The following is a 25,596-nucleotide window of genomic DNA, read 5'->3' as shown; positions in this document are numbered from 1 at the left end:
TTGTGCTTTTTTCATGTGTTTGTCCATAGGAATTATTTTAATTTCGGGTAAGTAATATCTATAGATTTTTACATTGTAATATACTATAATGAAAAATTGTGATAAAAAGAAAAATCTATAGGTTTAGAGTTGCTATTGAAGGAATAAACTAATTAGCATAAGAAAGTCAAGAAATTCTCAAAAAAAAATTCGACAAGCTTATTCACTTTTTTAAACTTGTAAGAAATTAAGAAGGAATATGAGGAAAAATGGAGAAATTAAGAAGAGATGTCTGACAAACCTACACTTATAGTAGATGCAGATGCATGCCCCGTAAAAGAAGAATGTATAAGTTGTGCAAAAAAATATCATATAGAGGTTATCTTCGTTGCATCCATAAAAAATAAAACAAATTCATACTCAGATGCAAAATGGGTATATGTTGATTGGGATAAAGAAGCAGCTGACATATATATGATGAATCATTCTAAAAAAGGGGATATTGCGGTAACTAGCGACATTGGTTTAGCGGCTGCCTTAATAGGAAAAGGGGTTTGTGTAATATCTCCAAGGGGAATATTCTATAATGAGAGCAATATTGACTCCCTTTTATTTATGAGACATGAAGCGGCTAAAAAGAGAAGAAAAGGTGTCTATTCGAAAGGACCAAAAGCATTTACTGCCCACGAGCGTGATAACTTCCGCAAAACATTACTAAAAATTTTGTCGAACTTTGCAGGAATTTGAAAAGTTCTATCGAATAATAGATTATCACCTACAGAAAAAGGTGTAGTCCATGTCTAACAGTAGATTATCTGAAGAACAACTAAATACAATTAGGAATGCTGTTGACATTGTTGATGTAATCAACGAATATGTCCAGCTAAAAAAGCAAGGTAGAAATTATTTCGGCCTTTGTCCTTTTCATGGTGAGAACACTCCCTCGTTTTCCGTATCGCCAGATAAACAAATTTTTCATTGTTTCGGCTGTGGAGCAGGAGGAAATGTTTTTACTTTTTTAATGGATATCGAAGGATACTCATTTTTAGAAGCAGCAAAGGAATTAGCGGAACGTGGAAATGTTCCATTGCAAATTGAGTTGAGTGACAATAATGGTCAAAGTCAACCGCCTAGTGCTGAAAAGAAAATGATCGAAGCCCACGAGCTGTTAACGAAATTTTATCATCATTTACTTCTTAACACAAAAGAGGGAGAAGAGGCTCTACAATATTTGCTTGACAGAGGGTTTACGAAGGAATCAATTGAAAAGTTTTCAATTGGATACGCTTTAAATTCTTGGGATTTTGTTCATACATTCCTCAGCAAGCGTGGATTTGACGATGATGTTTTATATCAAGCAGGAATAATAGTGAAAAGAGAGGATGATCAGAAAAAGTTTGATCGTTTTCGAAATAGAATTATGTTCCCTATTAAGAATCATCATGGAGAGGTAGTAGCCTTCTCTGGAAGAGCATTAGGAAATGATGAACCAAAATACTTAAATAGTCCTGAAACGCCCATTTTTAACAAAAGTAAAGTTTTGTTCAATTTTCATCAAGCAAGAGCTTCCATTCGAAAAAAAGAACAGGCTGTACTTTTTGAAGGGTTTGCAGATACTATATCAGCAAATGCTGCTGGTGTTGAAAATGGCATAGCAACGATGGGTACATCTTTAACTGATGATCATCTACAAATTCTAAAGCGCAATTGTTCACAAATTCTCATTTGTTATGATTCAGACAACCCAGGCTTAGAGGCAGCGAATCGTGCTGCAGATATGATTTTACAAGCAGGGCTTTCTGTGAAGGTCGCTTTAATGCCTGATGGGTTAGATCCAGATGAATATATAAAGAAGTACGGAACTAAAAGCTTTAGCCAAGATGTAATTGGAAATAGTTATACTTATTTGGCCTTTAAGATGAGATTCTTAAAAAAAGGTCGCAATATGAATAATGAGGGTGACAGAATTTCTTATATTGAAGAAGTTCTTAAAGAAATCGCTAAACTTCCAAACGCAGTTGAAAGAGAGCATTATTTGCGCCAAATTTCTTCAGAGTTTTCTTTATCACTTGACACTCTTATGGCTCAACAAAAACAAGTTTTCTTTGCTGAGAAAAAAAGAGGAAATTTGCCGCAAAATAATTTTCGTGAACCATCCAGCGGGATCGTTTTGCAATATGAGCAGAAGCTAAAACCAGCTTATATCAATGCAGAGCTAAGGCTAATCGCTCATATGCTGCAAGATAAAGAAACAGCCTTTAAAATTAGATCATTATTAGGGGATACCTTATTAAATATTGATGAACATCAAGCTATTATCACCTACTTGTATGGGTATTATGAAGAGAGAGAGGACCCAGATATCAGTCTTTTCCTTTCATTTATTCCTGATAAAAGCTTAAGGCAAATCGTTTCTCAAATACAAATGATGTCTGTATCTCCTGATCCATCAGAAGATGAATTAAAAGATTATGTAAGTGCTGTGTTGAAACAACAAAAAATGTTAAAGATAAAAGAAAAAGAAGCTGAAAGAATGGAAGCAGAACGTTTAGGCGATTATTTGCAAGCAGCCAAAATTGCTTCAGAAATACTTCGATTAAAGACCAATTAACATATATGAATGATCCACATGATGTGTCGAAAGTTTGGAAGGAGGGGAACATATGGCTGATAAATCAGCTCGTTCCAAAGATGTAGAAAATGAATTAACACTAGAACAAGTAAAAGAACAATTGCTTGAATTAGGTAAAAAGCGTGGTGTTCTCACATATGAAGATGTAAGTGAGAAATTAGCTAGCTTTGAACTTGATTCTGATGCAATAGACGAATATTTTGATTTCCTTGGTGATCAGGGAGTCGAAGTTCTTTCTGAAGATGAAGACAATGATGGTGATCCAAACATTAAAGATTTAGCAAAAGAAGAAGAATTTGACTTAAATGATCTAAGCGTTCCTCCTGGAGTTAAAATTAACGATCCTGTGCGAATGTATTTAAAAGAAATTGGTCGAGTTAATCTTCTTTCTGGTGAAGAAGAGATTGCTCTTGCAGAAAGAATTGAAGAAGGAGATGAGGAAGCTAAGCGTCGTTTAGCGGAAGCGAACCTTCGACTAGTTGTAAGTATTGCAAAACGATACGTTGGACGTGGTATGCTGTTTCTTGACTTAATCCAAGAAGGAAATATGGGATTAATCAAGGCAGTTGAAAAGTTTGACTATCGTAAAGGCTTTAAATTTAGTACGTACGCAACTTGGTGGATTCGACAAGCCATCACACGTGCCATTGCTGACCAAGCGCGTACAATCCGTATTCCGGTTCATATGGTTGAAACGATTAATAAATTAATTCGAGTTCAGCGTCAATTACTTCAAGATTTAGGGCGTGAACCATCTCCTGAAGAAATTGCAGAAGATATGGATCTAACACCTGAAAAAGTTAGAGAAATATTAAAGATTGCACAAGAACCAGTTTCATTAGAAACACCAATTGGTGAAGAAGATGATTCACATCTTGGTGATTTTATTGAGGATCAAGACGCAACCTCACCATCTGAACATGCAGCATATGAGCTTTTAAAAGAGCAATTAGAAGACGTTTTAGACACATTAACTGATCGAGAAGAAAATGTATTACGTCTTCGTTTTGGATTGGATGATGGCAGAACACGCACTCTTGAAGAAGTGGGTAAAGTATTTGGTGTAACTCGTGAACGTATTCGCCAAATCGAAGCTAAAGCATTGAGAAAGCTTAGACATCCAAGTAGAAGCAAACGTCTAAAAGATTTCTTAGAATAGAAACCAGTAACTCATAAGTATGCATATTGTTGACAAGGTGTTTCTACCTCGTGTTACGATAGTATGTTTGCTTATGAGTTTTTTTGTAGCAAAATGTTTTCCACCATGTAAGCGCTGTATTTTTTAGATAAAAAAGGTCAAAATTGTGCGTTCTACAAGAACATTTAAAGAATTTTTAACCAATCACTTTCCTATATTGAAAAATAGGGTAAATACCCGATATATCAAGGGAGAAGGAATAAGGATGTGATTTGCCACATGAATGAGACTCGAAAAAAAATTTTGTTAAACGAGATTCGTTATTGGAAAAAAACAAGAATTTTACCTGAACAATATTGTAATTATTTATTGGCTTTATATTCGGAAGGGGAAGATGAGCAATTATCCACTCCGAAAAAGAAAATGCGCAAAATAACTATTCCATATGTTTTCATTTCCATCATAATTGTAAGTGCTTTTATTGTAAATTATTTTACAGAAATTAAAACGTTTTTGCAAATAGCTCTTTACATAATTTTACTAGGAACTTTAATTGGGATTACTTTTTATGAAAATAAAAAACAACGAATCATATCATTTCCTCTCATTGCGATATCGCTAGTAACTTTGATGATGACTGTTAGTGTCTGGGAAATATTTGCTTCTGGACAAGTGGTAATCCTTTATATGCTACTTTTCATAAACTGTCTGATCTGGACATTTATTGGCAAAAAAATGAATCTACCTTATTTTACAACTGCTGGGGTTTTTGGCTCCATTGTCATATTATATTTTTTCTTGAAGTATTTTGGTTTATTTCAATAAAACTTGAAAAGTTTTACATATATGTCTAATTTCCGAAAATATTCCATAACTTGTCGGTTAGGTCTTTTCCTTGTAAAGATTTTCAAGTAAAATAAGAGTTGTTTGGATTTATTGTATACAGATAGAAATGTACATAGGGGAGGTAGAAAGAATGAATCGTAATCCAATTATTCCTTTTGTTGTGATTATGGTGTTCGGAATTATCATAATGTTCGGTCTTTCCTTTAAAGGTCTTGGCGATGCTAAAGAGATTGCTGAGGGCAAGAAAGATGGAGGGGAAAAGAAAACGGAACAAGCGGCCGGATCTCCAGAAGAGATTTACAAGGCAAACTGTTTGTCATGTCATGGCGATTCTTATCAAGGGGTAGTAGGACCAGCACTTAAAGGTGTAGGCGGAAAGAAATCCGTAGACGAAATTAAGACGATTATTAAAGACGGTACTCCAGGTGGTATGCCAGGGAAACTTGTACCAGAAGATAAGCTGGATGAAATGGCTGAATGGTTATCTAAACTATAATGGGTATGGAAGCGACTGTTTTAATCAGTCGTTTTTTTTTGTACAAGTATGGAAAAAAAGTAGTGTGTCATACAAAGGGGAATAGTCTTAAAGAATAAATAATCGTATTATAACGTCTATACGGTTGCATAAAGGATAAATAGTTCTTTATACTGTAACAGTAAAGAAAAAGAAATAGGTGACTTACATGAATAGCGAAAATTTATCAAAAAGATTACATACAGTAGCCTCTTTTATTCCAAAGGATAGTATATTAGCTGATATTGGTTCTGACCATGCTTATCTACCTTGCTATGCAGTCCATGCTGGAATTGTACAAAAAGCGATTGCAGGAGAGGTAGCAGATGGTCCGTGGTCATCGGCACATAATCAGGTATTAGAAGAAGGATTTGAACAAAAGATCTCAGTTCGAAAAGGAGATGGATTAGATGTTTTATCTCCAAATGAGGCAACATGTATTACAATCGCAGGTATGGGTGGTACACTCATTTCTAATATATTAGATCGTGGGACCGATAAGCTTGAAGGAGTACAAAGACTCGTTTTACAACCAAATATTCAAGCAATTAACATTCGAAAGTGGTTATTAAAACATTCTTGGCAATTAGTGAATGAAGTCATTATTGAAGAAGATGGTAAAATTTATGAAATTCTAGTAGCTGAAAAAGGGGATCCAGAAGCACCATATAGTGAAAAGAAAGACAGACAACTTTTACTTGGACCATTTTTAGAAAAAGAGTGTAATGAAGTTTTTCGAAAAAAATGGCAAGCAGAAAGCAAGCATTGGAAAAAGATTCTCGAACAATTGCAGCTAAGTGGAAAAACAGAATCATCTCAAGAAAAACAGCAGCAATTAAAGCAATATTTAGCATTCGTAGAGGAGGTCCTTTAAAGTGACAAAGATACCAAATGGCTTTGAAGTAATTGGAGCATTTGAACAATTTTCTCCTAAGAAATTAGCGATGGAGGGAGATAAGATCGGATTACAAATAGGAACGCTGAATAAACCAGTTTCAACTGTTATGGTTGCTCTAGATGTGTTAGAGGACGTTGTAGATGAAGCGATTGCTAAAAATGTTGATTTAATTATTGCACATCACCCAATTATCTTTAGACCGCTGAAAAAAATAGATACATCGCAAGCTAATGGTCGTATTGTAGAGAAGCTTATAAAGCATGATATAACAGTGTACGCTGCCCATACGAATTTAGATATTACGAAAGGTGGCGTAAATGATCTCCTTGCAGAAGCGTTAAAATTAGAGAATACGAAGGTTTTAGTGCCAACCTATGAGATGAGTCTACGAAAGCTAGCTGTCTTTGTTCCATTAGAAGCAGAGCAAAGCGTTCGAGAAGCATTAGGGAACGCTGGAGCAGGCTTTATAGGGAATTATAGTCATTGTACGTTTACTTCTTCTGGTACAGGGACATTTCAACCTGGAGAAGGAACGAACCCGCATATAGGCACGGTAGGGACAATAGAGAGTGTTCAAGAAGTAAGAATCGAAACGGTGTACCCTATAGAAATTGAGAGAAAAGTCATTACCGCTATGATTAAAGCGCACCCTTATGAAGAAGTTGCTTACGATATATATCCACTTGAAAATGCTGGAGAAGCATTAGGATTGGGGAAAATTGGCGAGCTACCAAAGGCAATGACATTAGAAGAATTTGCTCAGTATGTAAAAGAGTCTTTTGATGTTAAAGGTGTGCGAGTAGTTGGAAATTTACAAGATACTGTGAAAAAGGTTGCGGTACTTGGTGGTGATGGCAATAAATATATTAATCAAGCTAAATTTCAAGGCGCCGATGTGTATGTGACTGGAGATATGTATTATCATACAGCACATGATGCTATGATGCTGGGATTGAATATTGTCGATCCTGGACATAACGTTGAGAAGGTTATGAAAGCTGGTGTCGCTAACATGCTGAGCGATTTTAGCGAAGAAAAAAATTGGCAAGTTGATGTGATTGTTTCGGAAATTAATACAGATCCTTTTACATTTTTGTAAAAAGATTTGTTAAAATCTAATCTTTGTAGTTATTGTGGCTGTTTAATAAGATATGGTTATTTGAAAAGTATTAGTATCTCAAACTTATAAGAGAAATAAAATCCCGTAATAGATAAAACTATTACGGGATTTTATTAGTTTTTTATTGTCTGTATAAATATGAATGGCATCTCGTAAAAAAGCTGCGGTACCTGGTTGGTCTTTATCATAATAAGCAGTAAAGCGTTCATCATCTACATACATTTGAGCTAATCCAGCATGGGCTTCCTTCGAATAAGAATCCCAATAATAGCAAAGCCACTTGCGATGTAATTCTACAGCTTTCTGTGCTAAATCACATGAAGGGTCGCCAGTTTGCATCGCTTCTTTTAACGCTTCTGTAATATCATTTGCAAGCTGAGAAACCTCTTCATGTTGTTTTTCTGTCATACCCATTACTTTTTTATTGGATTGATTTATGGTATCTTCCCCATATTTTTTTCGGATTTCTTTTCCGTATTTTTTTTCATTTTCATCTATCATACGCTTCTTGAAGCCTTCGAATTTCTCGTGATTAGACATAGTCATTCTCCCTTCTGTTAAAGCAATTGTTTTTTCAACATTTTCAATCAGTTTATTTAACTGCTTGCGTTTATCAAGGAGTTTTTCTCTGTGCTGTTTAAGTGCTAAAGCTCCGTCAAAATCGGGTGACGTTATAATTTGTTTAATCGTGTCTAAGTTCACGCCAAGCTCTCGATAAAAGAGAATTTGTTGTAAGCAATCGACTTCATACTGACCATAAATTCGATATCCAGATGAGTTAATTCTTGCCGGCTTAAGAATTCCAATCTCATCGTAATATCTAAGTGTTCGACTACTTACTCCAGCCATTTTCCCAAGTTTTTGCACTGTATATTCCACATGATCACCTCCTGATAGTTTTACTATACACATTGACGTAACGTGAATGTAAAGAGAAAAATAAAATATTCTTAGTAAGAATTATGATGGGGACATCAGTTTGCTTTTTAGAAAAATGGTACAAATGGTTTATTGAATTGGAAGCTATTACATGTTTAATGTTTTGAATCGTGGGATATAGTTATTCGTTAACTGATAAATAGGAATAAATACTTATTTTAGATCAGAGTTGCCAATAATTAAGAAGGAGGTAGTTGAGATGCTTACTTGTGAAAATAGTGTGAATTCAAAAAAGATTCTTGAGCGACAAAGAGTTAATCAAATAATGGAAAATATATGTGATTATCCATTAACTATTTTACATGCGCCTATGGGTTATGGAAAAACCTCCGCCTTAAAACAATTCCTACAATATCGACCTATGTCTTATATTTGGTTTAATTCATCCGTTATTGATTCATCATCTCGGGTATTTTGGAGACGTTTTGTTCAATGTGTAAAACAAGTTAATATAAGTCTAGGTGATAAACTACAACAAATTGGTTTTCCAGAAAATGAAGCCCAACTACTAAAGGTTCTAGATTTAATTATCGAACATAAATCTCTTGAAAAAAACATTATTGTTATAGATAACTTTCATATTATAAATAATCCCGAAATTTTCCATTTGATTGAAACATTAGCCAATGAGGATATTGAACATTTACATATTGTTTTACTGACTAGAGATATAAGTGATGTAAATATTTATAATTTAGTTATGAAGAGGCTTTGTTTTATGATTGATTATCAAATATTAGCCTTTAATAAAGAAGAAATCAAATCTTATTTGACCTTAGCCGGTTTTCAAGAATCACAATCAATAATCGATGAACTATACAACTATACATTGGGGTGGATATTGTTAATTAATCTTGAAGTGTCAGGATTAAAAAAAGGTTTATCTATAGGGATAACAGCTACTATTGATGATCTTATTGAAAAGAATTTTTACGATTCGTATGATGAGGATACTAAGCAGTTCCTATTAAAATTAGCTGTTTTTGATGAATTTACGAAAGAACAAGTGATAGATGTATTGGAAGAGGATCATACGTATGAAATGTTATTAAAGTTATTCAATGAAAATCCTTTTATTCAGTATGATAATAATCATCAAACGTATAACATTCATCATGTTCTTTTAGATTATTTAAGAAACAAGCAAAAGGAAAATCCTATTGAATTTAAGTCGTTAAATAAGAAGGCTGGGAAATGGCATATTAAACAAGGCGAACTTGAAATGGCTCTTATCTATTTTTATAGAGCGGATGATATAACAGGTGTCTTATATGAAATAGATCATCGTAATGAAGTTACATTAATGAACATTAATCAAGAAATTATTTTTAAGGCTTTTGACAATCTTCCGCAAGCATTATGGTTCAATTATCCTTTAGCTTATCTAAAGTTTATACGTATACAATTATTAAGTGGGCTAGATGAGAGAGTTGAAAATGGTTTACAAAGACTAGATGTACTGCAAACATTTTATGAAAATACAAATGAAGGCTCTCTATATAAAAATAAAAAAAGGATTTTGGCTGAAATTCAAATTTCTCGAATTTTTAATTCCTATAATCATGATGTTTATAGAATGTATAATTATATGGAAAATGCAATTGAATTACTAGATGAACAATCATCTAGTATAGATAATATGTTTGGGTATCCTTTTATATTATTTACTTTTTTTCGAGAATCCGGAAAGTTGAATGAGATTACAAATGTTATTGCCGAGAATTATCATAAAGAGAATGCTGTATTTACAGGTTGCAGCATAGCATCGAATTATCTTATTCTTGCTGAATATGCACTCGAATTAGGAAATTTAAACGATGCTAAAATAAACGCATTTAAAGCAAAATATCAAGCGGCAATTGATCAAAAGGATTATCTATATGTTAATGCTAATTTTACGATAGCAAGACTATTGCTCCTAGAAGGTAGCTTTTCTGAAGTCAAAGAGCTTATTCGAAATTTAGAGATGTATGTTGAAGAAAAGAATAAATTCTCATTAAAAACGATGCTTGATATATGTGTTGGCTATATATTTGGGTGTTTAGGCGTTTATAATAAGATTCCTCGTTGGATAAAAATTGGAGATATGCATCCTTATACAAGTAAAAGGCAAGTTATGACATTTCGCTATATTGTTCAAGGCAAAGCTATACTGTTAACTGAAGATTACAAACAACTAGAACAATTCTGCAGAAGCGCTCAAAATCATTTTGCGAGATATAATCATCAATTAGGGTTGCTTCATAATTTTATTTATGAAGCAGTTGCTAATCAGAAATTATATGGGAGACAGGAAGCAAAGGACTCATTATTGAAAGCACTTATTATTGGCCAAGCAGATGATATCATTGTGCCATTTGCAGAAAACGCCCCATATATTCTAGAAATGATTAAAGAGATTTCTTGCGAAATTAGTAGTGTAGATCACCATTATTTACAAAGAGTTATCTATAGTTGTAATCATTATCTAGAAAACCTTGATAAATTTAAGGTACCAACAGTTTCACTAACATCGAGAGAAAAGGAAGTCTTAACATTAATAGCGGATGGTTTAAAAAGACAAGAGGTTGCTAAAAAGATTGATATATCAATAGCGACAGTTAATAAAACCTTAGAGCATGTATACAAGAAATTGGAAGTAGGTAATAAAACTTCTGCTATAAAAAAAGCGAAGGAATTGAAGATTATTTAAACTATAGGGGTGGAAGCGACATCATGAATTTTCTTCAAAAACGTAAAACTCTTATAAGAAATCGAATAAATGTAGAATTTAAGAAAATGTTTTCGTATCCATTAACAATTATTCAAGCACCTATAGGGTATGGGAAAACAACTGCTATGAAGCATTTTTCTGAATATGCGAACGCGGATTTTATATGGTGTTCAATTACTAGAAGGGATTGTTCTAAATCATATTTATGGACTAGGACGGTAGCTTGTTTTTCTAAGTATGATCCTCAATTAGGAAATGAACTCAAAAAAGTGGATATTTCAAATGGTTCTCTTCAAATAAGTAAAGTAATGGATATTTTTCGAAGCTATCCATTTGATAAGCCTACAATTGTTGTAGTCGATGATTTTCATCAATTGAAAGATATGAATGTATTTCAGTATATAGTACTGCTTATTCAAGAAAGAATTCCTAATTTGCATGTTGTCATTTTGACTAGAAATATGCCTAATATAGATATTGCGGAACTAATATCTAAAAAACTATGTTTGGTTATCAAAAAGAAATGTCTTAAATTTACGTATGAAGAAATTTTGCAATATTATTTATTAATAGATTCTTTAAAGTCTGAAGATCATATTAAAAGAACTCTAGAATATACTGGAGGATGGATTTCTTTAATTTATCTTTCACAATTTGGTTTGAAGCAAAACACCCCACTTCATAAAAGGGCTTCGCTTTATCAGCTTATTGAAGAAAACCTTTATCAGTCTTATGATGAGGAAATGAAACAGTTTCTTTTGAAAATAGCCGTATTGGATCGCTTTACAATTGAACAAGCTACTTTTGTTCTTGAGGATGATAGTGCGCCAAATAAAATTATCTCCCTATATAACGAAAATGCCTTTATTGTCTATGATGAAGAGCAGATGTTTAAAATTCATAACGTTCTTTTGGATTTTTTGAGATATAAGCAATTACTAGAAGATATCGATTTAAAAAAATTATATAAGCGTGCTGGAACATGGGGATTACAAGATGAAAAATATAGGAAGATGTGTTTGATTTATCTATACAAAGCTGGCGAAATAGAAACTATACTAGAAGTACTAAATCAATTTGATGTTAGTAGCAGAATAGATGTTTTGAAATATATAGAATTTTGCGAAGAGTATCCTGACTTATTTATCGAGAATGACTTACTATATAAATATCCGAAGGCTTTAGCGAAATATTTAATATACATTTTGTTAGAAAGTGATTGTAAAGAAAAGAAGGATGAAGGATACAGCAGGTTACAAAAATTGCTTTCTACCTATGAAAATGATGCAGTGAACGTTGAAACTATAGAAGTGAAAAAATATATCCAAAAAATGAATAGGTCAGAAAAGAATCGTATTCTTGCAGACCTTTACATAGCTATGTCATTTGTTGCGTTTAATGATGTTGAAAAAATGATCTACTATCAACATAAAGCTAATAGATTAATTAAAGAAGAACATACCTTTCATTTAAGTACATTTTTAACTATGAATTCTCCTCATTTGCTATACACCTTTTATAATGAAAGAAGTCAATTAAAGAACATTTTGCATGTATTCACTACCTATCAAAAAGGGTTACCAATGAATGATAGTATTCATAGGTCGGGTTTTATGGATGTCATGCATGCAGAATATTCTCTTGAAACAGGCGATTGTGAAGCCGCTGAAAAATATTATCAAATGGCTATCTCTAAGCTTCATTTAAATAATCGACCAAATCTTTTTATTCATGCTCGCTTTTCATATTTTAGACTGCTCCTTTTTCAAGGTGAGTTTGAAAAGGTTGAAAAACTTTTGCAAGAGTTAATGAATACTCTTCAGGATAATAAAAATGTTACATTAAACACGAATTTAGATTTATGTCTTGGTTATATGTATGCTTGTCTTGGTTTAGTTGATCAAATCCCGAACTGGATAAAAATGAATAATATATCATCAAAATACGTATTAAGGCATGGTTTATCGTTCCAGTGGATTATTTATGCTAAGTCTATATTATTAGATGAGAATTTCATCCAACTTGAATTATTATGTGATCAATCATACAAATATTTTGATGAATATAATAATCAATTAGGATTTCTTCATAGTTCTATTTATGTAGCAATTGCGAAATATAAGCTTTATGGTATGGAAGAAGGAATGCAGGCGATGAATAAAGCTCTTAAACTAGGGCAATCCGATGGAATTATTCTTCCCTTTGGTGAGAATGCTTCTTTTATTTTGCCTATATTACGAGAGATGGAAAACAATCACATGGGTATAGATTCAAGTTATTTCAATCGTGTTTTAGCATGTTGTGAGAGATATGACAGCAACATGCTAAAAATGAAAAACGAAGTGGATTTATTAAATGAAAACGAAATAAATGTTTTAAAGTATGTTGCAGATGGATATAAACGAAAAGAAGTAGCGAAGGAACTATATGTTTCGCTAGCTTGGGTAAATAAAGTTATGGAAAGTATTTATAAAAAATTTGAAGTCAATAATAAAACGGCTGCTATTCAAAAAGCAAGAGAGTTTAAAATAATATAAACCAAAAAATTAGTAAAAATACTATATGGAAATAGTATTTTTACTAATATAAAAACTATTAAATAACTTCTACAATAATTGTAGAAGTTATTTTTTTATATTAAAGGAAATTTACGAGTTTTGGATAACCGGTTTGTGATCTATAACAGCATTGATTAGACTTATCGTCAGGATGAACGTAGTCATTATATTTTCTTTTTTTGGGAGGGCATCATGGAAGAATCAATTAGTTTGAAAGAAATTTTATTGATATGTAAGAAAAGATTACTTCTTATTTTAGGAATTACCATTTTTTCATTAGCTTTATGTGCTCTCATTACCTATTTCTTTATTGAACCTGTTTATAAGGGAACTACACAAATACTGATTAGCAAAGCTAAAGATAATGAAGCGCTCTATGAATACAATGAGGTGCAAACGAATTTGCAGTTAATCAATACATATAACGTTATAATTAAAAGCCCACGAATTCTAAATCTTGTCAAAGAGGAACTAGGCTTACGGCTTTCAACAGAAGAATTAACGAAAAAAATTACCGTAGAGAGTGAGGAAGACTCACAAGTATTAAATATAAACGTTGAAGATCAGAATCCTGAAGTAGCTGCTGGTATAGCTAATACAATTGCCAAAGTATTTCAAGAAAATATTGTAGAAATTATGAATGTAGATAATGTCGTTATTTTAGCAAAAGCAGCAGTAGATCAGCATCCCATTCAGGTTAAACCCCAACCATTATTAAATATGGCGATAAGTCTAGTAGTCGGATTCATGATTGGAATTGGTATTGCATTTATCTTGGAATATTTAGATAACTCAATCAAAACAGAACAAGATATTGAAAAATTAGTAGATATTTCTGTGTTAGGTATTATCTCGACAATAGATCAAAATGTTCCAGAATTTAATGATGTGAAAGGGAGGGATTCTGAATGTATAAAAAACGAAAGAAAAAAAGTTCTATAAATCGAAACAAGAAATTAATAACAAGTTTAAGTCCTAAGTCTCCCATTTCTGAACAATATAGAACTATTCGAACAAATATACAGTTTGCCTCTATTGATTCTGAAATTCAATCCATAATGGTTACATCTGCAGAACCTGAAGCAGGTAAGTCAACGACATGTGCAAATCTTGCAGTTGTATTTGCTCAACAAGGGAAAAAAGTTCTTATTATAGATGCAGATTTAAGAAAGCCGACTGTTCATCAAACATTTCAAATACAGAATGCAGAGGGGTTAACAAGTTTATTAATGAAACGCAAACAATTTGATGAAGTAATTGTTCCAACAAGTGAACCTAATTTATATGTTCTTACTAGTGGACCAATACCACCTAATCCAGCTGAGTTATTGTTATCAAATGCGATGCAGTTTATATATAACAAAGCTCTTCATGAATATGATTTGGTGATTTTTGATACACCTCCCATATTGGCAGTAACAGATTCTCAGATTGTTTCTCATTATTGTGATGGAACAATTATCGTTGTTGCCTCTGAACAAACCAAAAAAGAACAATTAATAAAAGGTATAGAGCTATTGAATTTTTCAAAAGCAAAAATTCTAGGTATTGTACTTAACAATAGAAAAATCTCTAATCAGGATAATCATTATTACTACTTTTCTTGAAATTATATTATTTGAGTATTTATTCTTGGAAAACTAGTAGGAGTTTGAGAGGTGTAGAGATGATTGATATCCATACTCATATATTGTGGGGAGCTGACGATGGAGCTAAGACGCAAAGAGATAGTTTAGCTATGGCAAAACAAGCTGTAAATCAAGGTATACGCACAATTGTGGCTACTCCACATCATATGAATGGAACATATTTGAATGTTAGAAGTGATATTAAATCAAAAGTGTCAGAATTGAATAATCTTCTTGAAATGCAACAAATTCCTTTAGAGGTGTTACCTGGTCAGGAAATAAGAATCTACAGTGATTTATTGGCAGATTATAAAAGAGGCCAAATTATTGCGGTCAATGATACAACAAATTTTTTATTAATAGAATTACCAACTACTCATATTCCGGCATTTCTAGAAAAAATGATGTTTGAAATACAACTACAAGGTTTAATACCTGTGATCGTTCATCCAGAGAGAAATCACGTCTTTCTGGAGAATCCCAAGAAATTATATGAATTAGTAAAACAAGGTATATTAACGCAAGTAACAGCTGCTAGTTTAACAGGGGATTTTGGTAGAAAGATTAAGAAATTTTCATTTGATATCATAAAGGCGAATCTAGCACATTTTATCGCTTCTGATGCACATAATGTGTCATCACGTTGTTTTAAGATGTTTGAGGCATACAGGTTAGTTGAAGATAAAGTAGGAATGGATTATGAAGAGTTCTTTTTACAAAATGCTGAACGACTAGTGCAAAATAAATCAATAAGTCAGGATACACCCTATATGCTCCAAAAAAGGGGTTTTCATTTCTTTTAAATCAATATATTTTGGAGAGACTTCCTTTCCTCTATCAATGGAGTACTCGATTATACTGTGGGATTTTTTCTGAAATCCTTAGACACGTTTGTTGTCAAGGGTGTGGTGTGAGGGAGGGTTAGATGCCCAATTAAATGAATTTTCACATAAGGAGATTGTTAATGCTGAATCATTCGCTTATGTGAGTGTTTATTTTGTTTTTTTGTTTTATTTATTAAGGGGGACAATGCTATGAAAGTTAGAAAAGCGATTATACCAGCAGCGGGATTAGGGACGCGATTTTTACCTGCTACAAAAGCAATGCCGAAAGAAATGTTACCGATTGTTGATAAACCAACTATTCAATATATTGTAGAGGAGGCCATTAAATCGGGAATTGAAGATATTATTATTGTAACGGGTAAAGGAAAAAGATCGATAGAAGATCATTTTGATAATGCGCTTGAGTTAGAAATGAATCTAATGGAAAAAAAAAGTATGAACTTTTAGAGAAAGTACAAGAACCAGCAAAAGTAGAGATTTATTATATTAGGCAAAAGGAACCGAAAGGCTTAGGACATGCTGTGTTGTGTGCAAAACATTTTATAGGTGATGAACCATTTGCTGTATTACTTGGAGATGACATAGTGGAATCAGAAACACCTTGTTTAAAACAAATGATTGATGTATATGAAGAAACACATGCATCTGTTGTAGGCGTACAAAGGGTTCCAGAAGAAGAGACTCACCGATATGGGATTATAGATCCTGGTAAACAAATGGAGCATCTGTATCATGTAAACCATTTTGTCGAAAAGCCAATACAAGGAACTGCCCCTTCCAATTTAGCGATAATAGGTCGATATATTTTAACGCCAGAAATATTCATGTTTTTAGAAAAAGAAGAGATTGGTGCCGGAGGAGAAATTCAATTAACAGACGCCATTCAAAAATTAAATGAAATACAGCGAGTCTTCGCGTATGAATTTGAAGGTAATCGCTATGATGTTGGGGAAAAATTAGGATATATTACAACAACGATTGACATGGCTCTTCATAATGAGGAGTTAAGAGAAGGGCTGATTACTTATTTAGAGCATGTCTTAATGGCTGAAGAGAAAATGCATATATTTACCGACTTAATTGATATGGCTCTCCATAATGAGGAATTAAGAGAAGAATTATTATCTTACTTAAAACGTACTTTAGAAGTTGAAGAGGTTTTTGAGGAAGTGACGTAATTGAAATGTTGAATCAGTGTAAAGTAATTTATAGGAATGAGGAGGAAACATGTCATTTAATAAAAGAATATCGTATTTATTATTATTTGATTCTTGTTTTGTATGTATAAGTTTAATTATGGCGATTATTTTAAGTGATAATCATCTTGAAGATACAGGAACAGCAAAAGTAGTACTATTATCAGTAGTTCTGTTAATTTCATATTATTTGAGTGCGTTTTATCAAAAAATTTATTTTAAAGCATGGGAATATGCGAGTATTAGTGAATTGATAGCCATAATAAAAGTTACACTGTTCTCGGTTTTTATTACTAGTTGTATTTCTATCATACTCTATCATCATCTTAATTTAAGATTACTATTGTTATTATGGATGATTCTAATTTTATTTATTGGTGGTTCCCGTTTTACGTGGAGAATTTATAAAGATTCTAATAGGAAAGAAAAAGAGAATTTTAGAAAAACTTTAATTATTGGAGCAGGGGTAGCAGGAACGATGGTAGTGAGGCAATTGTTACACAATAATGGAGAAACGGATTTAAAACCTGTTGCCTTTATTGATGATGATTATTATAAACAAAAGCTATATATTTTAGGTATTCCTGTTGTGGGAACTTCAAAAGATATTCTAGATGTTGTTAAGAAATATAAGATTGAGCATATTGTAATCGCTATTCCATCTGCTCCTCGAAAGCAATTAACGCATATCCATCAAGAATGTGCCAAATCGGGAATAAAAACACAAACACTACCAATGCTTGAAGATATCATGGTAGGAAAAGTTTCAATTAGTAACTTTAAAGATGTTGAAGTACAAGATTTATTAGGGAGAGAACCTGTTTCGTTACATATTGAATCTATATCTGATTATGTTTCAAATAAGACCGTTTTAGTAACAGGAGCAGGAGGATCTATAGGGTCAGAGATATGTAGACAAATCAGTACGTTTCAACCTAAAAAACTACTGTTATTAGGTCATGGAGAAAATAGCATATATTTAATTAACATGGAATTAAGGGAAAAATATAAGGATTCTATTGAATTTATTCCGATAATTGCTGATATCCAAGATCGAAAACGAATCTTCGAAGTTATGGAGCAATATAAGCCAAATGTAGTATATCATGCAGCAGCACATAAACATGTTCCTTTAATGGAATATAATCCGTGTGAAGCAGTGAAAAATAATGTGTTTGGAACTAAAAATGTAGCAGAAGCAGCAGACGAAAATCACGTTGAAACCTTTGTAATGATTTCTTCTGATAAGGCAGTAAAACCACCAAATATAATGGGAGCAACCAAACGAACGGCAGAGATGATTATACAACGATTGAATGTGAAGAGTCGAACAAAATTTGTTGCTGTGCGTTTTGGAAATGTATTAGGTAGTAGAGGAAGTGTAATCCCTTTATTTAAAAAACAAATCCAAGCTGGTGGACCTGTTACAGTAACACATCCTGAGATGATTCGCTATTTCATGACTATACCAGAAGCTTCTCGATTAGTGATTCAAGCGGGTGCACTTGCGAAAGGTGGAGAAATATTTGTTTTGGATATGGGTGAACCGGTCAAGATTGTAGATCTTGCGAAAAATATGATTGAACTTTCGGGCCATTCTGTAGAAGAAATAGGTATAAAATTCACGGGGATACGACCAGGGGAAAAATTATATGAGGAATTATTTAATAAGGAAGAAACGAACAGTAAACAAGTTTTTCCTAAGGTATTTATAGGGAATATTGATGTGAATCATTCTGATGAACTAGATTACTTCTTAAAGCATTTTAGTGATATGTCGGTGGAGGAAGTGAAAGATTATATTTTACATTTGGCTAATGATAAGGAAATAAATAATAAGCCTTTTAATCCTTCTTTAATGGAGATATAAAATAAAGTTAAAGGCTTAGAAAGATAGCGAGAGTATAGAAAATGATTAGATTTGAGAAATGTCATGATACAGAATTAGTAAAGAGAAGTATTCCATTTTCCCCTCCTGATATATCTGATAAAGAAATCGATCAAGTAGTACAAACCTTGAAGTCTGGTTGGATTACAACTGGACCGAGAACTAAACTATTTGAAAAAAAAATAGCTGAACGAATTGGCGCTCCATGTGCAGTTACCCTAAATTCAGCTACAGCTGCGATGGAACTAACATTGCGTATATTGGGGGTTAGGGAAGGAGATGAAATTATTACAACCGCTTATACATATACCGCCACTGCCGCAGTTATACATCATGTTGGAGCGAAGATTGTATTGATGGACACAGCTCTTGATTCATTTGAAATAGATTATGATAAGTTAGCTGATGCTATTACAGAAAAAACGAAAGTGATCATGCCCGTTGATATTGGGGGGAGGATGTGCGATTATGAAAAGATTTTTACAATTATAGAAAGGAAAAGAAATCTTTTTACGCCTTCAAGTGAAATCCAGAAGTTATTTAATCGTATTATTGTACTGGCTGATTCTGCCCATGGCTTTGGAGCATCTTATAAAGGAAAGAATAATGGTACTGTAGCGGACTTTACTTGTTTTTCATTCCATGCGGTGAAAAATCTAACCACTGTGGAAGGCGGTGCTGCTGTGTGGAAATCAAGGGAAGGGCTGGATGATGATTGGCTTTATAATCAATACATGCTCTATTCACTTCATGGTCAATCAAAAGATGCTTTAACGAAATCGCGATCAGAATCATGGGAATATGATGTGCTACAGCTAGGTTATAAATGTAATATGACAGATATTCAAGCGAGTCTTGGATTAGCACAGCTAGAAAGATATGATGCTATGTTAAGGCGCAGACGTGAAATTATTGAGATGTATGATGATGCTTTGATACCATTAGGGCTGTATAGTTTAAAGCACTTTGAAGAGAGTAGTCAATCTTCAGGGCATCTTTATATGATTAGAGTATCTGAAATAAATGAAAGACAAAGGAATGAAGTAATTGTAAAGATGGCGGAAGCTGGTATTGCAACGAATGTTCATTATAAGCCACTTCCTATGTTTACTGCTTATAAAGCATTAGGATTTGATATTGTAAATTACCCAAACGCATTCGCGCAATATCAAAACGAAATTACTTTACCTTTAGGTACATTTTTAAAGGATAGAGATGTAGAGTATGTAATCTATCATATGAAAAAGGTATTAACAGAAATTATCTAGTAAAATTATCAGAAAGGCAGGCATTCTATGATAATTTCTAAAGTTTTAATAGATTGGGATCAATTACCGGAAAATATGCAAAATGATAGTGTCAGGAAGTACTATGATATTTTGTATAACAAAAGATATAGTTTACTTTTCAAGCGATTATTTGATATTTTAATGAGCATTTTTGCTTTAATCATTCTTTCTCCGCTATTTGTATTAATTGCTATTTTAATAAAAATAGATTCAAAGGGATCGGTTATATTTTGTCAGGAAAGAGTTACACAATATGGTAAGAAATTTTGTATTTATAAATTTCGAACAATGTTTTTTAATACTGAAAATAAGGGGGCACAAATTACAATAAAGGGCGATAAGAGAATTACAAAAGTAGGGAAGGTATTAAGAAAGTGTAGACTAGATGAGATTCCTCAGTTATTCAATATCATAATAGGAGATATGAGTTTTGTAGGAACTAGACCAGAGGTTGTAAAGTACGTTGAACAGTATACTGAGGAAATGATGGCTACTTTGTTATTGCCTGCTGGTGTAACTTCTGAAGCTAGTATTCAGTATAAGAATGAAGCAAAACTACTCGAGGTAAATGATAATCTAGATCAGATGTATATCGAAAAAATATTGCCCGATAAGATGGACTATAATTTGAAAAGTATACTAAACTTCTCATTATTAAGAGAGATGAAGATCATTTTTAAGACGATTGTTATGGTATTTAAACAAGATTAAAATGAGTGATAGCTCTTTTAAATGGAGGAGGGAGAATATGATCGTATCTTTTTGCGTTGTGGCATATAATGAACAGGACTATCTGCCAAGATTGTTTAAAGATATTTGTTCACAAACCTATCCGCATAGTTTAATAGAAGTCATATTTGTAAATGGTATGTCAACAGATCATACTAGGGGTTTAATGGAGAATTTTAAAGAGGATAATAATGATTTTAAAGATATCATTATAGTAGATAATCCGAAAAGAAACCAAGCTTCAGGATGGAATATTGCTATTAAAGTTTCTACAGGTAATCTTATTACTAGAATAGATGCTCATGCGTCAATCCCTGCTGATTTTGTACAAAAAAATGTAGATTGTATAAAAAAAGGAGAGTGTATATCTGGAGGGCCAAGACCTTGTATTTTAGTTCAGGAAACACCATGGAACAGCACTTTATTACTCGCAGAAAATTCTATGTTTGGTAGTGGTTTTGCTCCTTATCGAAGAAACTCTGGAAAAACATATGTTAAATCAATGTTTCACGCTACTTATAAACGTGAGGTTTTCGAAAAAGTAGGTTACTTTAATGAAAATTTAGGAAGAACGGAAGATAATGAAATTCATTATCGTATGAGAAAAGCGGGATATAGATTTTGTTTTAATTCAGATATTATTTCGTATCAATATGTTAGAAGTAACTTATTCAAAATGATAAAACAAAAAAGTGCTAATGGTTATTGGATAGGATTGACAGTAGGTGTATGTCCACGCTGTCTATCCTTATTTCATTTTATACCATTAGCTTTTATTTTAGGGATTGTATTGACCACTTTTTTTGCTATATGTGGGTCTTTAATACCTGCAATGATGATGTGGATTGTTTATTGTTTAATGGCTATTTTTATGACTGTATTAACAGTCCGTAATGACAATCGTAGTTTTACTCATTATATTTTACCTATTGTCTATTTTTTATTGCATTTGAGTTATGGCTTAGGAACGCTAGTTGGAATAATAAAATTACCTTTTTGGATGAAAAAGCTTGATGAATAACTTTCCAAAATAGATAGCAACTATTTATTCTTATGATTAGTGTAATTTTTGATAAAAACATTGTTAATTCATCTTTGAGAGTTATTTATAAAACATTCTGAATTATATAATTGGAAGAGGAGCTTTTATTATCGATGATTAGAATTCTACATGTTGTATCGGGGCTAGAATGTGGGAATGGAGTAATGAATATAATAATGAATTATTATCGAAATATTGATAAAAAAAAGATTCAATTTGATTTTCTTTACTGGTTAGATGACGAAAGAAGCAAGACTTACACAAATGAGATAAAAGAATTAGGAGGTAATATATACTATATTCGGAAACCAAGGCTTAATAAAAATTCTTATAGTGAGATAAAAAATTTTTTTAAGCGATACGCATCTAACTATAAAGCATTGCATTTACATGAAGTTTATCTAAATATGATTATAGCCCCAATGGCGCGTAAATACGGTATTAAGCATATAATTGCACACAGCCACACCACTAAATATTCTGATATTAAGTTAAACGCTATACGAAATAGGATGTTATGTTTACCACTTAAATATAATACAGATATTTATTTAGCTTGTTCAAAAGCCGCAGGTGAATTTCTATATGGAAAGAAATACGTTCAGTCGGGAAAAGTAAAGGTTATTAAAAATGCAATTGATTGTGAAAAATTTCGATATAAAGAAGAAGTAAGAAGAGAAAAGCGTAAGGAATTTAATGTTGAGGATAAATTCGTTGTAGGGCATATTGGTCGCTTTAATGAACAAAAAAATCATGAATTTTTAGTTGATATATTTTTTGAAATTTATAATAAAAATAAAAAAAGTGTACTTATGTTAGTTGGTGATGGTCCACTAATTGAAAAGATAAAAAGCAAGGTTAATAAGCTGAAAATTACTGATCACGTATTATTTTTAGGGCAAAGAACTAATGTAGAGGAACTGCTACAGGTAATGGATACATTTATATTGCCTTCATTGTTTGAAGGTTTGGGGATTGTTTTAATTGAGGCACAAAGTACGGGATTATCTTGTATAGCATCTGATGTAGTCCCGATAGATGTGAAAGTAACGGATCAAGTATCTTTTATTAATTTAAAACAAACGGCAGATTTATGGGCAGAATTTGCTTTAATGAATTTTAAAAAAAGTAAACGTTATGATTGTAGTAAGGATGTACATAAAGCTGGTTATGATATAAAGCTTCAAACTGGACAATTGGAAGATTTATATTTGAACTTAACTTATTAAATATGGAGTGAATATATTTGTGAATGTATATTTTGCTTTAATTATATATATAATTGCTCTAGTATTTATTTGTCATTTAAATTTAAAAAATGCTAAACGTATTTACTTAATATTAACGATAGGATTTTTAGGCTTTTTATCAGCAGTAAGAGGATCTAGTGTTGGAAATGATACGGTAGAATATTTGAAAATATTTTCAGAATGTCAATACTATGATTTAAGTTTATTGGGAATGCGATACGAATTTGGCTATGTATTGTTAAATAAAATGCTATTTTTAATATCAGATAATCCACAGATTATCTTAATTGTAAGTAGCATCATTATTGGAATCGGATTCTATAAATTTATTTATAAATACTCTATGATTCCAATGTTAAGTGTATTTCTCTTTTTTTCGTTAGGTTATTGGGGCCAAATGATGAATACAATCAGGCAAAGTATTGCCTTAGTTATTTTATTGTATGCTTTTGACTTCATAAAAAAAAGAAAATTATTACCGTTTATAGGTATTGTATGTGTTGCATCATTATTTCATAAAACCGCAATTGTTTTTTTAGTAGCTTATCCATTATCTTTCTTCAAAGTTAAGATAAAAGCTGTATTTAAAGCGTTAATTATTGCCATTAGTGGTTACATTTTTTTAGAATCAATTTTAAATACAGTATTGGTGGTATTTCCTTCCTATAACTATTATTTAGACAGTATTTATTTAAACGGCAATATACGGTTAGCTACGATAATGAATATAATGGTCGTGTGTTCGATATTTTATTTTGGTCGCATTTTAAATAAGTATTTGATAAAGAATGAGTTAGCGAGTAATAGTCAAACTAATAAACTATTGGATTCTTGTAATTTTGATCAGAAAGAGTTTGAAATGATTTCAATGTTTTTGTTAGCTAGCATTGTTATATCAATAATTTCATTGAAATTTAATCTTTTAGATCGTGTAGGTGTTTATTTTGATGTTTTTTCAATTATCTATATACCAAATATAGTGGCTAGGATAAAAGATAAAAATTTACTTTTATTTACAACAACTGTGGTTTTGCTAATGTTTTTCTTATATGCAACAACCATACAAATTTTTAGACCAGAATGGAATCGTATTTATCCATATGAATTTTTTTGGTGAATATTAACTACGAAAATATTTTATAAAAAAGGATTGTAATCAAAGTGGATGAATTAATCTCTGTTATAGTGCCTATATATAATGTTGAAAAGTATTTAAAAAGATGTGTAGATTCGATTCTTAATCAAACATATGGGAATATAGAAGTTATTTTGGTGGATGATGGTTCTATAGATCAATCCTCGAAAATTTGTGATGAATATGCTGAGTTGGACCAAAGAATTAGAGTAATACATCAAAAAAATCAAGGTTTATCCGCGGCAAGAAATTGTGGCATAGATTTTGCTAAAGGCAATTTTATTGCTTTTGTAGATTCGGATGATAGTATTCATGAGCAAATGTATGAAATTTTACACAGAAATATAAAAAAATATAATGCTGATATTTCAATCTGTAACTATAATCGGGGTTACAAGAATTTTAATAATGAAAATAATATTAATAAGATGAAGGAATCAATAATTGTTTGTAATAAAATTGAATCGATGATGAATATGAACAATTCGCTGGGTGAAATAACAATAGTAGCGTGGAATAAGCTATATCGAAAAGGTTTATTTGAAAATATCCGATTTAAAGTTGGGAAAATACATGAGGATGAATTTATAATTCATCGACTTTTAGAAAAAGTGACATCGGTAGTTTATACAAGCCTGCCTCTTTATAATTATATGCAGAGAGATAGCAGTATAACGAGAAAAAAATTTAATATTAAAAGATTGGATGTTTTTGAAGCGTTGGAAGATAGAATGGATTTCTTTTTGGAAAAAGGTTATAAGGATCTATATTTTAATGCTATTGAAAGTTATTTAAACACGCTCATAACTTATTATTATTATGCAAAGAAGGATTTGAATAATGAACTACATATTTTGTTACGTAAACAATTTAACAGCTTATATGCAAGTGTAGTAAGGAATAAAAATATAAAATTAACAAATAAAACTAGAATTAAATGTAAATTGTTTTATATAAGTCCCTTACTTTACAGAATGATTTTAAGGTTAATAAAGAAATCTATAAGAGTGAAAAATATTTTGTGTATATAGAAACTCAAGAAGGAAGATTTTTTTAGATAGAATCAATTTTTTCAAATAAATTCATAGAAAAGAGATCGTCTTTATCAATCGGTTTACAACGGAAATCGTTGAAGTACTAGTTTAAAAAAAGAAATCATTTCTTTATTCTTAGCTAAATAGAAAGGTTAAAATGGTTCTTATTTAAACTTTTTTATCTAGGTAATTAAGCGAATCCATGGTAGAAAATCTGTGACTG

General features: G+C 31.9%; 20 protein-coding genes and 1 pseudogene. 20 read left to right on the top strand and 1 reads right to left on the bottom strand.

Annotation, left to right across the window (positions count from 1 at the left end):
- Positions 1–267: 267 nt before the first annotated feature.
- The 7 genes from BN349_RS12305 to BN349_RS12275 all read left to right on the top strand — a co-directional run bounded on the left by BN349_RS12305 (position 268) and on the right by BN349_RS12275 (position 7,106).
- A complete protein-coding gene (locus BN349_RS12305; protein ID WP_019242624.1) occupies positions 268–726 on the top strand; it encodes a YaiI/YqxD family protein in 459 nt (152 codons plus the stop codon).
- A 49-nt stretch (positions 727–775) separates the two neighbouring features.
- Positions 776–2,590 (top strand): DNA primase, encoded by a 1,815-nt coding sequence (dnaG, locus tag BN349_RS12300; RefSeq protein WP_019242623.1) that lies wholly within the window; start codon positions 776–778, stop codon positions 2,588–2,590.
- Between the two features lie 52 nt (positions 2,591–2,642).
- Positions 2,643–3,770: an RNA polymerase sigma factor RpoD gene (gene rpoD / locus BN349_RS12295; protein ID WP_019242622.1), complete on the top strand. Its 1,128-nt coding sequence runs from the start codon at positions 2,643–2,645 to the stop codon at positions 3,768–3,770.
- A 258-nt stretch (positions 3,771–4,028) separates the two neighbouring features.
- Positions 4,029–4,574 (top strand): hypothetical protein, encoded by a 546-nt coding sequence (locus BN349_RS12290; RefSeq protein ID WP_019242621.1) that lies wholly within the window; start codon positions 4,029–4,031, stop codon positions 4,572–4,574.
- A gap of 151 nt (positions 4,575–4,725) precedes the next feature.
- Positions 4,726–5,091, top strand: coding sequence for a cytochrome c550 (gene cccA, locus BN349_RS12285; RefSeq protein WP_019242620.1), 366 nt, complete (start codon positions 4,726–4,728; stop codon positions 5,089–5,091).
- Between the two features lie 187 nt (positions 5,092–5,278).
- Entirely contained in the window at positions 5,279–5,983 is a 705-nt protein-coding gene (locus BN349_RS12280; protein WP_019242619.1) for a tRNA (adenine(22)-N(1))-methyltransferase, read from the top strand.
- Between the two features lies 1 nt (position 5,984).
- The gene (locus BN349_RS12275; RefSeq protein WP_019242618.1) at positions 5,985–7,106 is read left to right on the top strand and encodes a Nif3-like dinuclear metal center hexameric protein; all 1,122 of its coding nucleotides are present in this window, start codon (positions 5,985–5,987) and stop codon (positions 7,104–7,106) included.
- A gap of 84 nt (positions 7,107–7,190) precedes the next feature.
- On the opposite strand, the gene BN349_RS12270 is transcribed toward BN349_RS12275, so the two are convergent.
- The gene (locus BN349_RS12270) at positions 7,191–8,006 is read right to left on the bottom strand and encodes a MerR family transcriptional regulator (protein WP_019242617.1); all 816 of its coding nucleotides are present in this window, start codon (positions 8,004–8,006) and stop codon (positions 7,191–7,193) included.
- 259 nt (positions 8,007–8,265) lie between these two features.
- Between BN349_RS12270 and BN349_RS12265 the strand changes: the two genes are divergently transcribed.
- The 13 genes and pseudogenes from BN349_RS12265 to BN349_RS12205 all read left to right on the top strand — a co-directional run bounded on the left by BN349_RS12265 (position 8,266) and on the right by BN349_RS12205 (position 25,370).
- Entirely contained in the window at positions 8,266–10,758 is a 2,493-nt protein-coding gene (locus BN349_RS12265; protein WP_019242616.1) for a helix-turn-helix transcriptional regulator, read from the top strand.
- A 23-nt stretch (positions 10,759–10,781) separates the two neighbouring features.
- Positions 10,782–13,316, top strand: coding sequence for a helix-turn-helix transcriptional regulator (locus BN349_RS12260; RefSeq protein WP_019242615.1), 2,535 nt, complete (start codon positions 10,782–10,784; stop codon positions 13,314–13,316).
- A gap of 213 nt (positions 13,317–13,529) precedes the next feature.
- Complete coding sequence (locus BN349_RS12255) at positions 13,530–14,279, top strand: YveK family protein (RefSeq protein ID WP_019242614.1); 750 nt, start codon at positions 13,530–13,532, stop codon at positions 14,277–14,279.
- Positions 14,246–14,944 (top strand): CpsD/CapB family tyrosine-protein kinase, encoded by a 699-nt coding sequence (locus BN349_RS12250; RefSeq protein ID WP_019242613.1) that lies wholly within the window; start codon positions 14,246–14,248, stop codon positions 14,942–14,944. Before BN349_RS12255 ends, BN349_RS12250 begins: the two co-directional genes overlap by 34 nt.
- 59 nt (positions 14,945–15,003) lie before the next feature.
- A complete protein-coding gene (locus tag BN349_RS12245) occupies positions 15,004–15,768 on the top strand; it encodes a tyrosine-protein phosphatase (protein ID WP_019242612.1) in 765 nt (254 codons plus the stop codon).
- Positions 15,769–15,999: 231 nt separating this feature from the next.
- Positions 16,000–16,868 (top strand): annotated as a pseudogene (gene galU / locus BN349_RS23895) (UTP--glucose-1-phosphate uridylyltransferase GalU); the annotation flags it as partial.
- A gap of 169 nt (positions 16,869–17,037) precedes the next feature.
- On the top strand, positions 17,038–18,876 hold the full coding sequence (locus tag BN349_RS12235) for a polysaccharide biosynthesis protein (RefSeq protein ID WP_019242609.1): 1,839 nt from the start codon (positions 17,038–17,040) through the stop codon (positions 18,874–18,876).
- A 41-nt stretch (positions 18,877–18,917) separates the two neighbouring features.
- Positions 18,918–20,162 (top strand): DegT/DnrJ/EryC1/StrS family aminotransferase, encoded by a 1,245-nt coding sequence (locus BN349_RS12230; RefSeq protein WP_019242608.1) that lies wholly within the window; start codon positions 18,918–18,920, stop codon positions 20,160–20,162.
- Positions 20,163–20,189: 27 nt separating this feature from the next.
- On the top strand, positions 20,190–20,894 hold the full coding sequence (locus BN349_RS12225; protein ID WP_019242607.1) for a sugar transferase: 705 nt from the start codon (positions 20,190–20,192) through the stop codon (positions 20,892–20,894).
- A gap of 37 nt (positions 20,895–20,931) precedes the next feature.
- Positions 20,932–21,933, top strand: coding sequence for a glycosyltransferase family 2 protein (locus BN349_RS12220; protein WP_019242606.1), 1,002 nt, complete (start codon positions 20,932–20,934; stop codon positions 21,931–21,933).
- Positions 21,934–22,067: 134 nt separating this feature from the next.
- Positions 22,068–23,183 carry a glycosyltransferase family 1 protein gene (locus BN349_RS12215; protein ID WP_019242605.1) on the top strand — a complete coding sequence of 372 codons (1,116 nt, stop codon included), beginning with the start codon at positions 22,068–22,070 and terminating at the stop codon, positions 23,181–23,183.
- Between the two features lie 19 nt (positions 23,184–23,202).
- Complete coding sequence (locus BN349_RS12210) at positions 23,203–24,321, top strand: EpsG family protein (RefSeq protein ID WP_019242604.1); 1,119 nt, start codon at positions 23,203–23,205, stop codon at positions 24,319–24,321.
- 44 nt (positions 24,322–24,365) lie between these two features.
- Positions 24,366–25,370: a glycosyltransferase family 2 protein gene (locus tag BN349_RS12205; protein WP_019242603.1), complete on the top strand. Its 1,005-nt coding sequence runs from the start codon at positions 24,366–24,368 to the stop codon at positions 25,368–25,370.
- Positions 25,371–25,596: the final 226 nt, after the last annotated feature.

The sequence above is a fragment of the Bacillus sp. AP8 genome, from assembly GCF_000321185.1.
Taxonomy (GTDB): Bacteria; Bacillota; Bacilli; order Bacillales; family DSM-1321; genus Bacillus_AD; species Bacillus_AD massilioanorexius.
Note: the sequence above shows the minus strand (reverse complement) of the source record. Positions and strands in the feature narration are given on the sequence as shown.

What these genes read in the sequence shown, in the direction of transcription:
- BN349_RS12265 (WP_019242616.1), top strand. Translation starts at nt 8,266, where the DNA reads ATGCTTACTTGTGAAAATAGTGTGAATTCAAAAAAGATTCTTGAGCGA.
- BN349_RS12220 (WP_019242606.1), top strand. Translation starts at nt 20,932, where the DNA reads ATGATCGTATCTTTTTGCGTTGTGGCATATAATGAACAGGACTATCTG.
- BN349_RS12255 (WP_019242614.1), top strand. Translation starts at nt 13,530, where the DNA reads ATGGAAGAATCAATTAGTTTGAAAGAAATTTTATTGATATGTAAGAAA.
- BN349_RS12245 (WP_019242612.1), top strand. Translation starts at nt 15,004, where the DNA reads ATGATTGATATCCATACTCATATATTGTGGGGAGCTGACGATGGAGCT.
- BN349_RS12305 (WP_019242624.1), top strand. Translation starts at nt 268, where the DNA reads ATGTCTGACAAACCTACACTTATAGTAGATGCAGATGCATGCCCCGTA.
- BN349_RS12230 (WP_019242608.1), top strand. Translation starts at nt 18,918, where the DNA reads ATGATTAGATTTGAGAAATGTCATGATACAGAATTAGTAAAGAGAAGT.
- BN349_RS12280 (WP_019242619.1), top strand. Translation starts at nt 5,279, where the DNA reads ATGAATAGCGAAAATTTATCAAAAAGATTACATACAGTAGCCTCTTTT.
- BN349_RS12235 (WP_019242609.1), top strand. Translation starts at nt 17,038, where the DNA reads ATGTCATTTAATAAAAGAATATCGTATTTATTATTATTTGATTCTTGT.
- BN349_RS12225 (WP_019242607.1), top strand. Translation starts at nt 20,190, where the DNA reads ATGATAATTTCTAAAGTTTTAATAGATTGGGATCAATTACCGGAAAAT.
- BN349_RS12215 (WP_019242605.1), top strand. Translation starts at nt 22,068, where the DNA reads ATGATTAGAATTCTACATGTTGTATCGGGGCTAGAATGTGGGAATGGA.
- BN349_RS12260 (WP_019242615.1), top strand. Translation starts at nt 10,782, where the DNA reads ATGAATTTTCTTCAAAAACGTAAAACTCTTATAAGAAATCGAATAAAT.
- BN349_RS12250 (WP_019242613.1), top strand. Translation starts at nt 14,246, where the DNA reads ATGTATAAAAAACGAAAGAAAAAAAGTTCTATAAATCGAAACAAGAAA.
- dnaG (WP_019242623.1), top strand. Translation starts at nt 776, where the DNA reads ATGTCTAACAGTAGATTATCTGAAGAACAACTAAATACAATTAGGAAT.
- cccA (WP_019242620.1), top strand. Translation starts at nt 4,726, where the DNA reads ATGAATCGTAATCCAATTATTCCTTTTGTTGTGATTATGGTGTTCGGA.
- BN349_RS12290 (WP_019242621.1), top strand. Translation starts at nt 4,029, where the DNA reads ATGAATGAGACTCGAAAAAAAATTTTGTTAAACGAGATTCGTTATTGG.
- rpoD (WP_019242622.1), top strand. Translation starts at nt 2,643, where the DNA reads ATGGCTGATAAATCAGCTCGTTCCAAAGATGTAGAAAATGAATTAACA.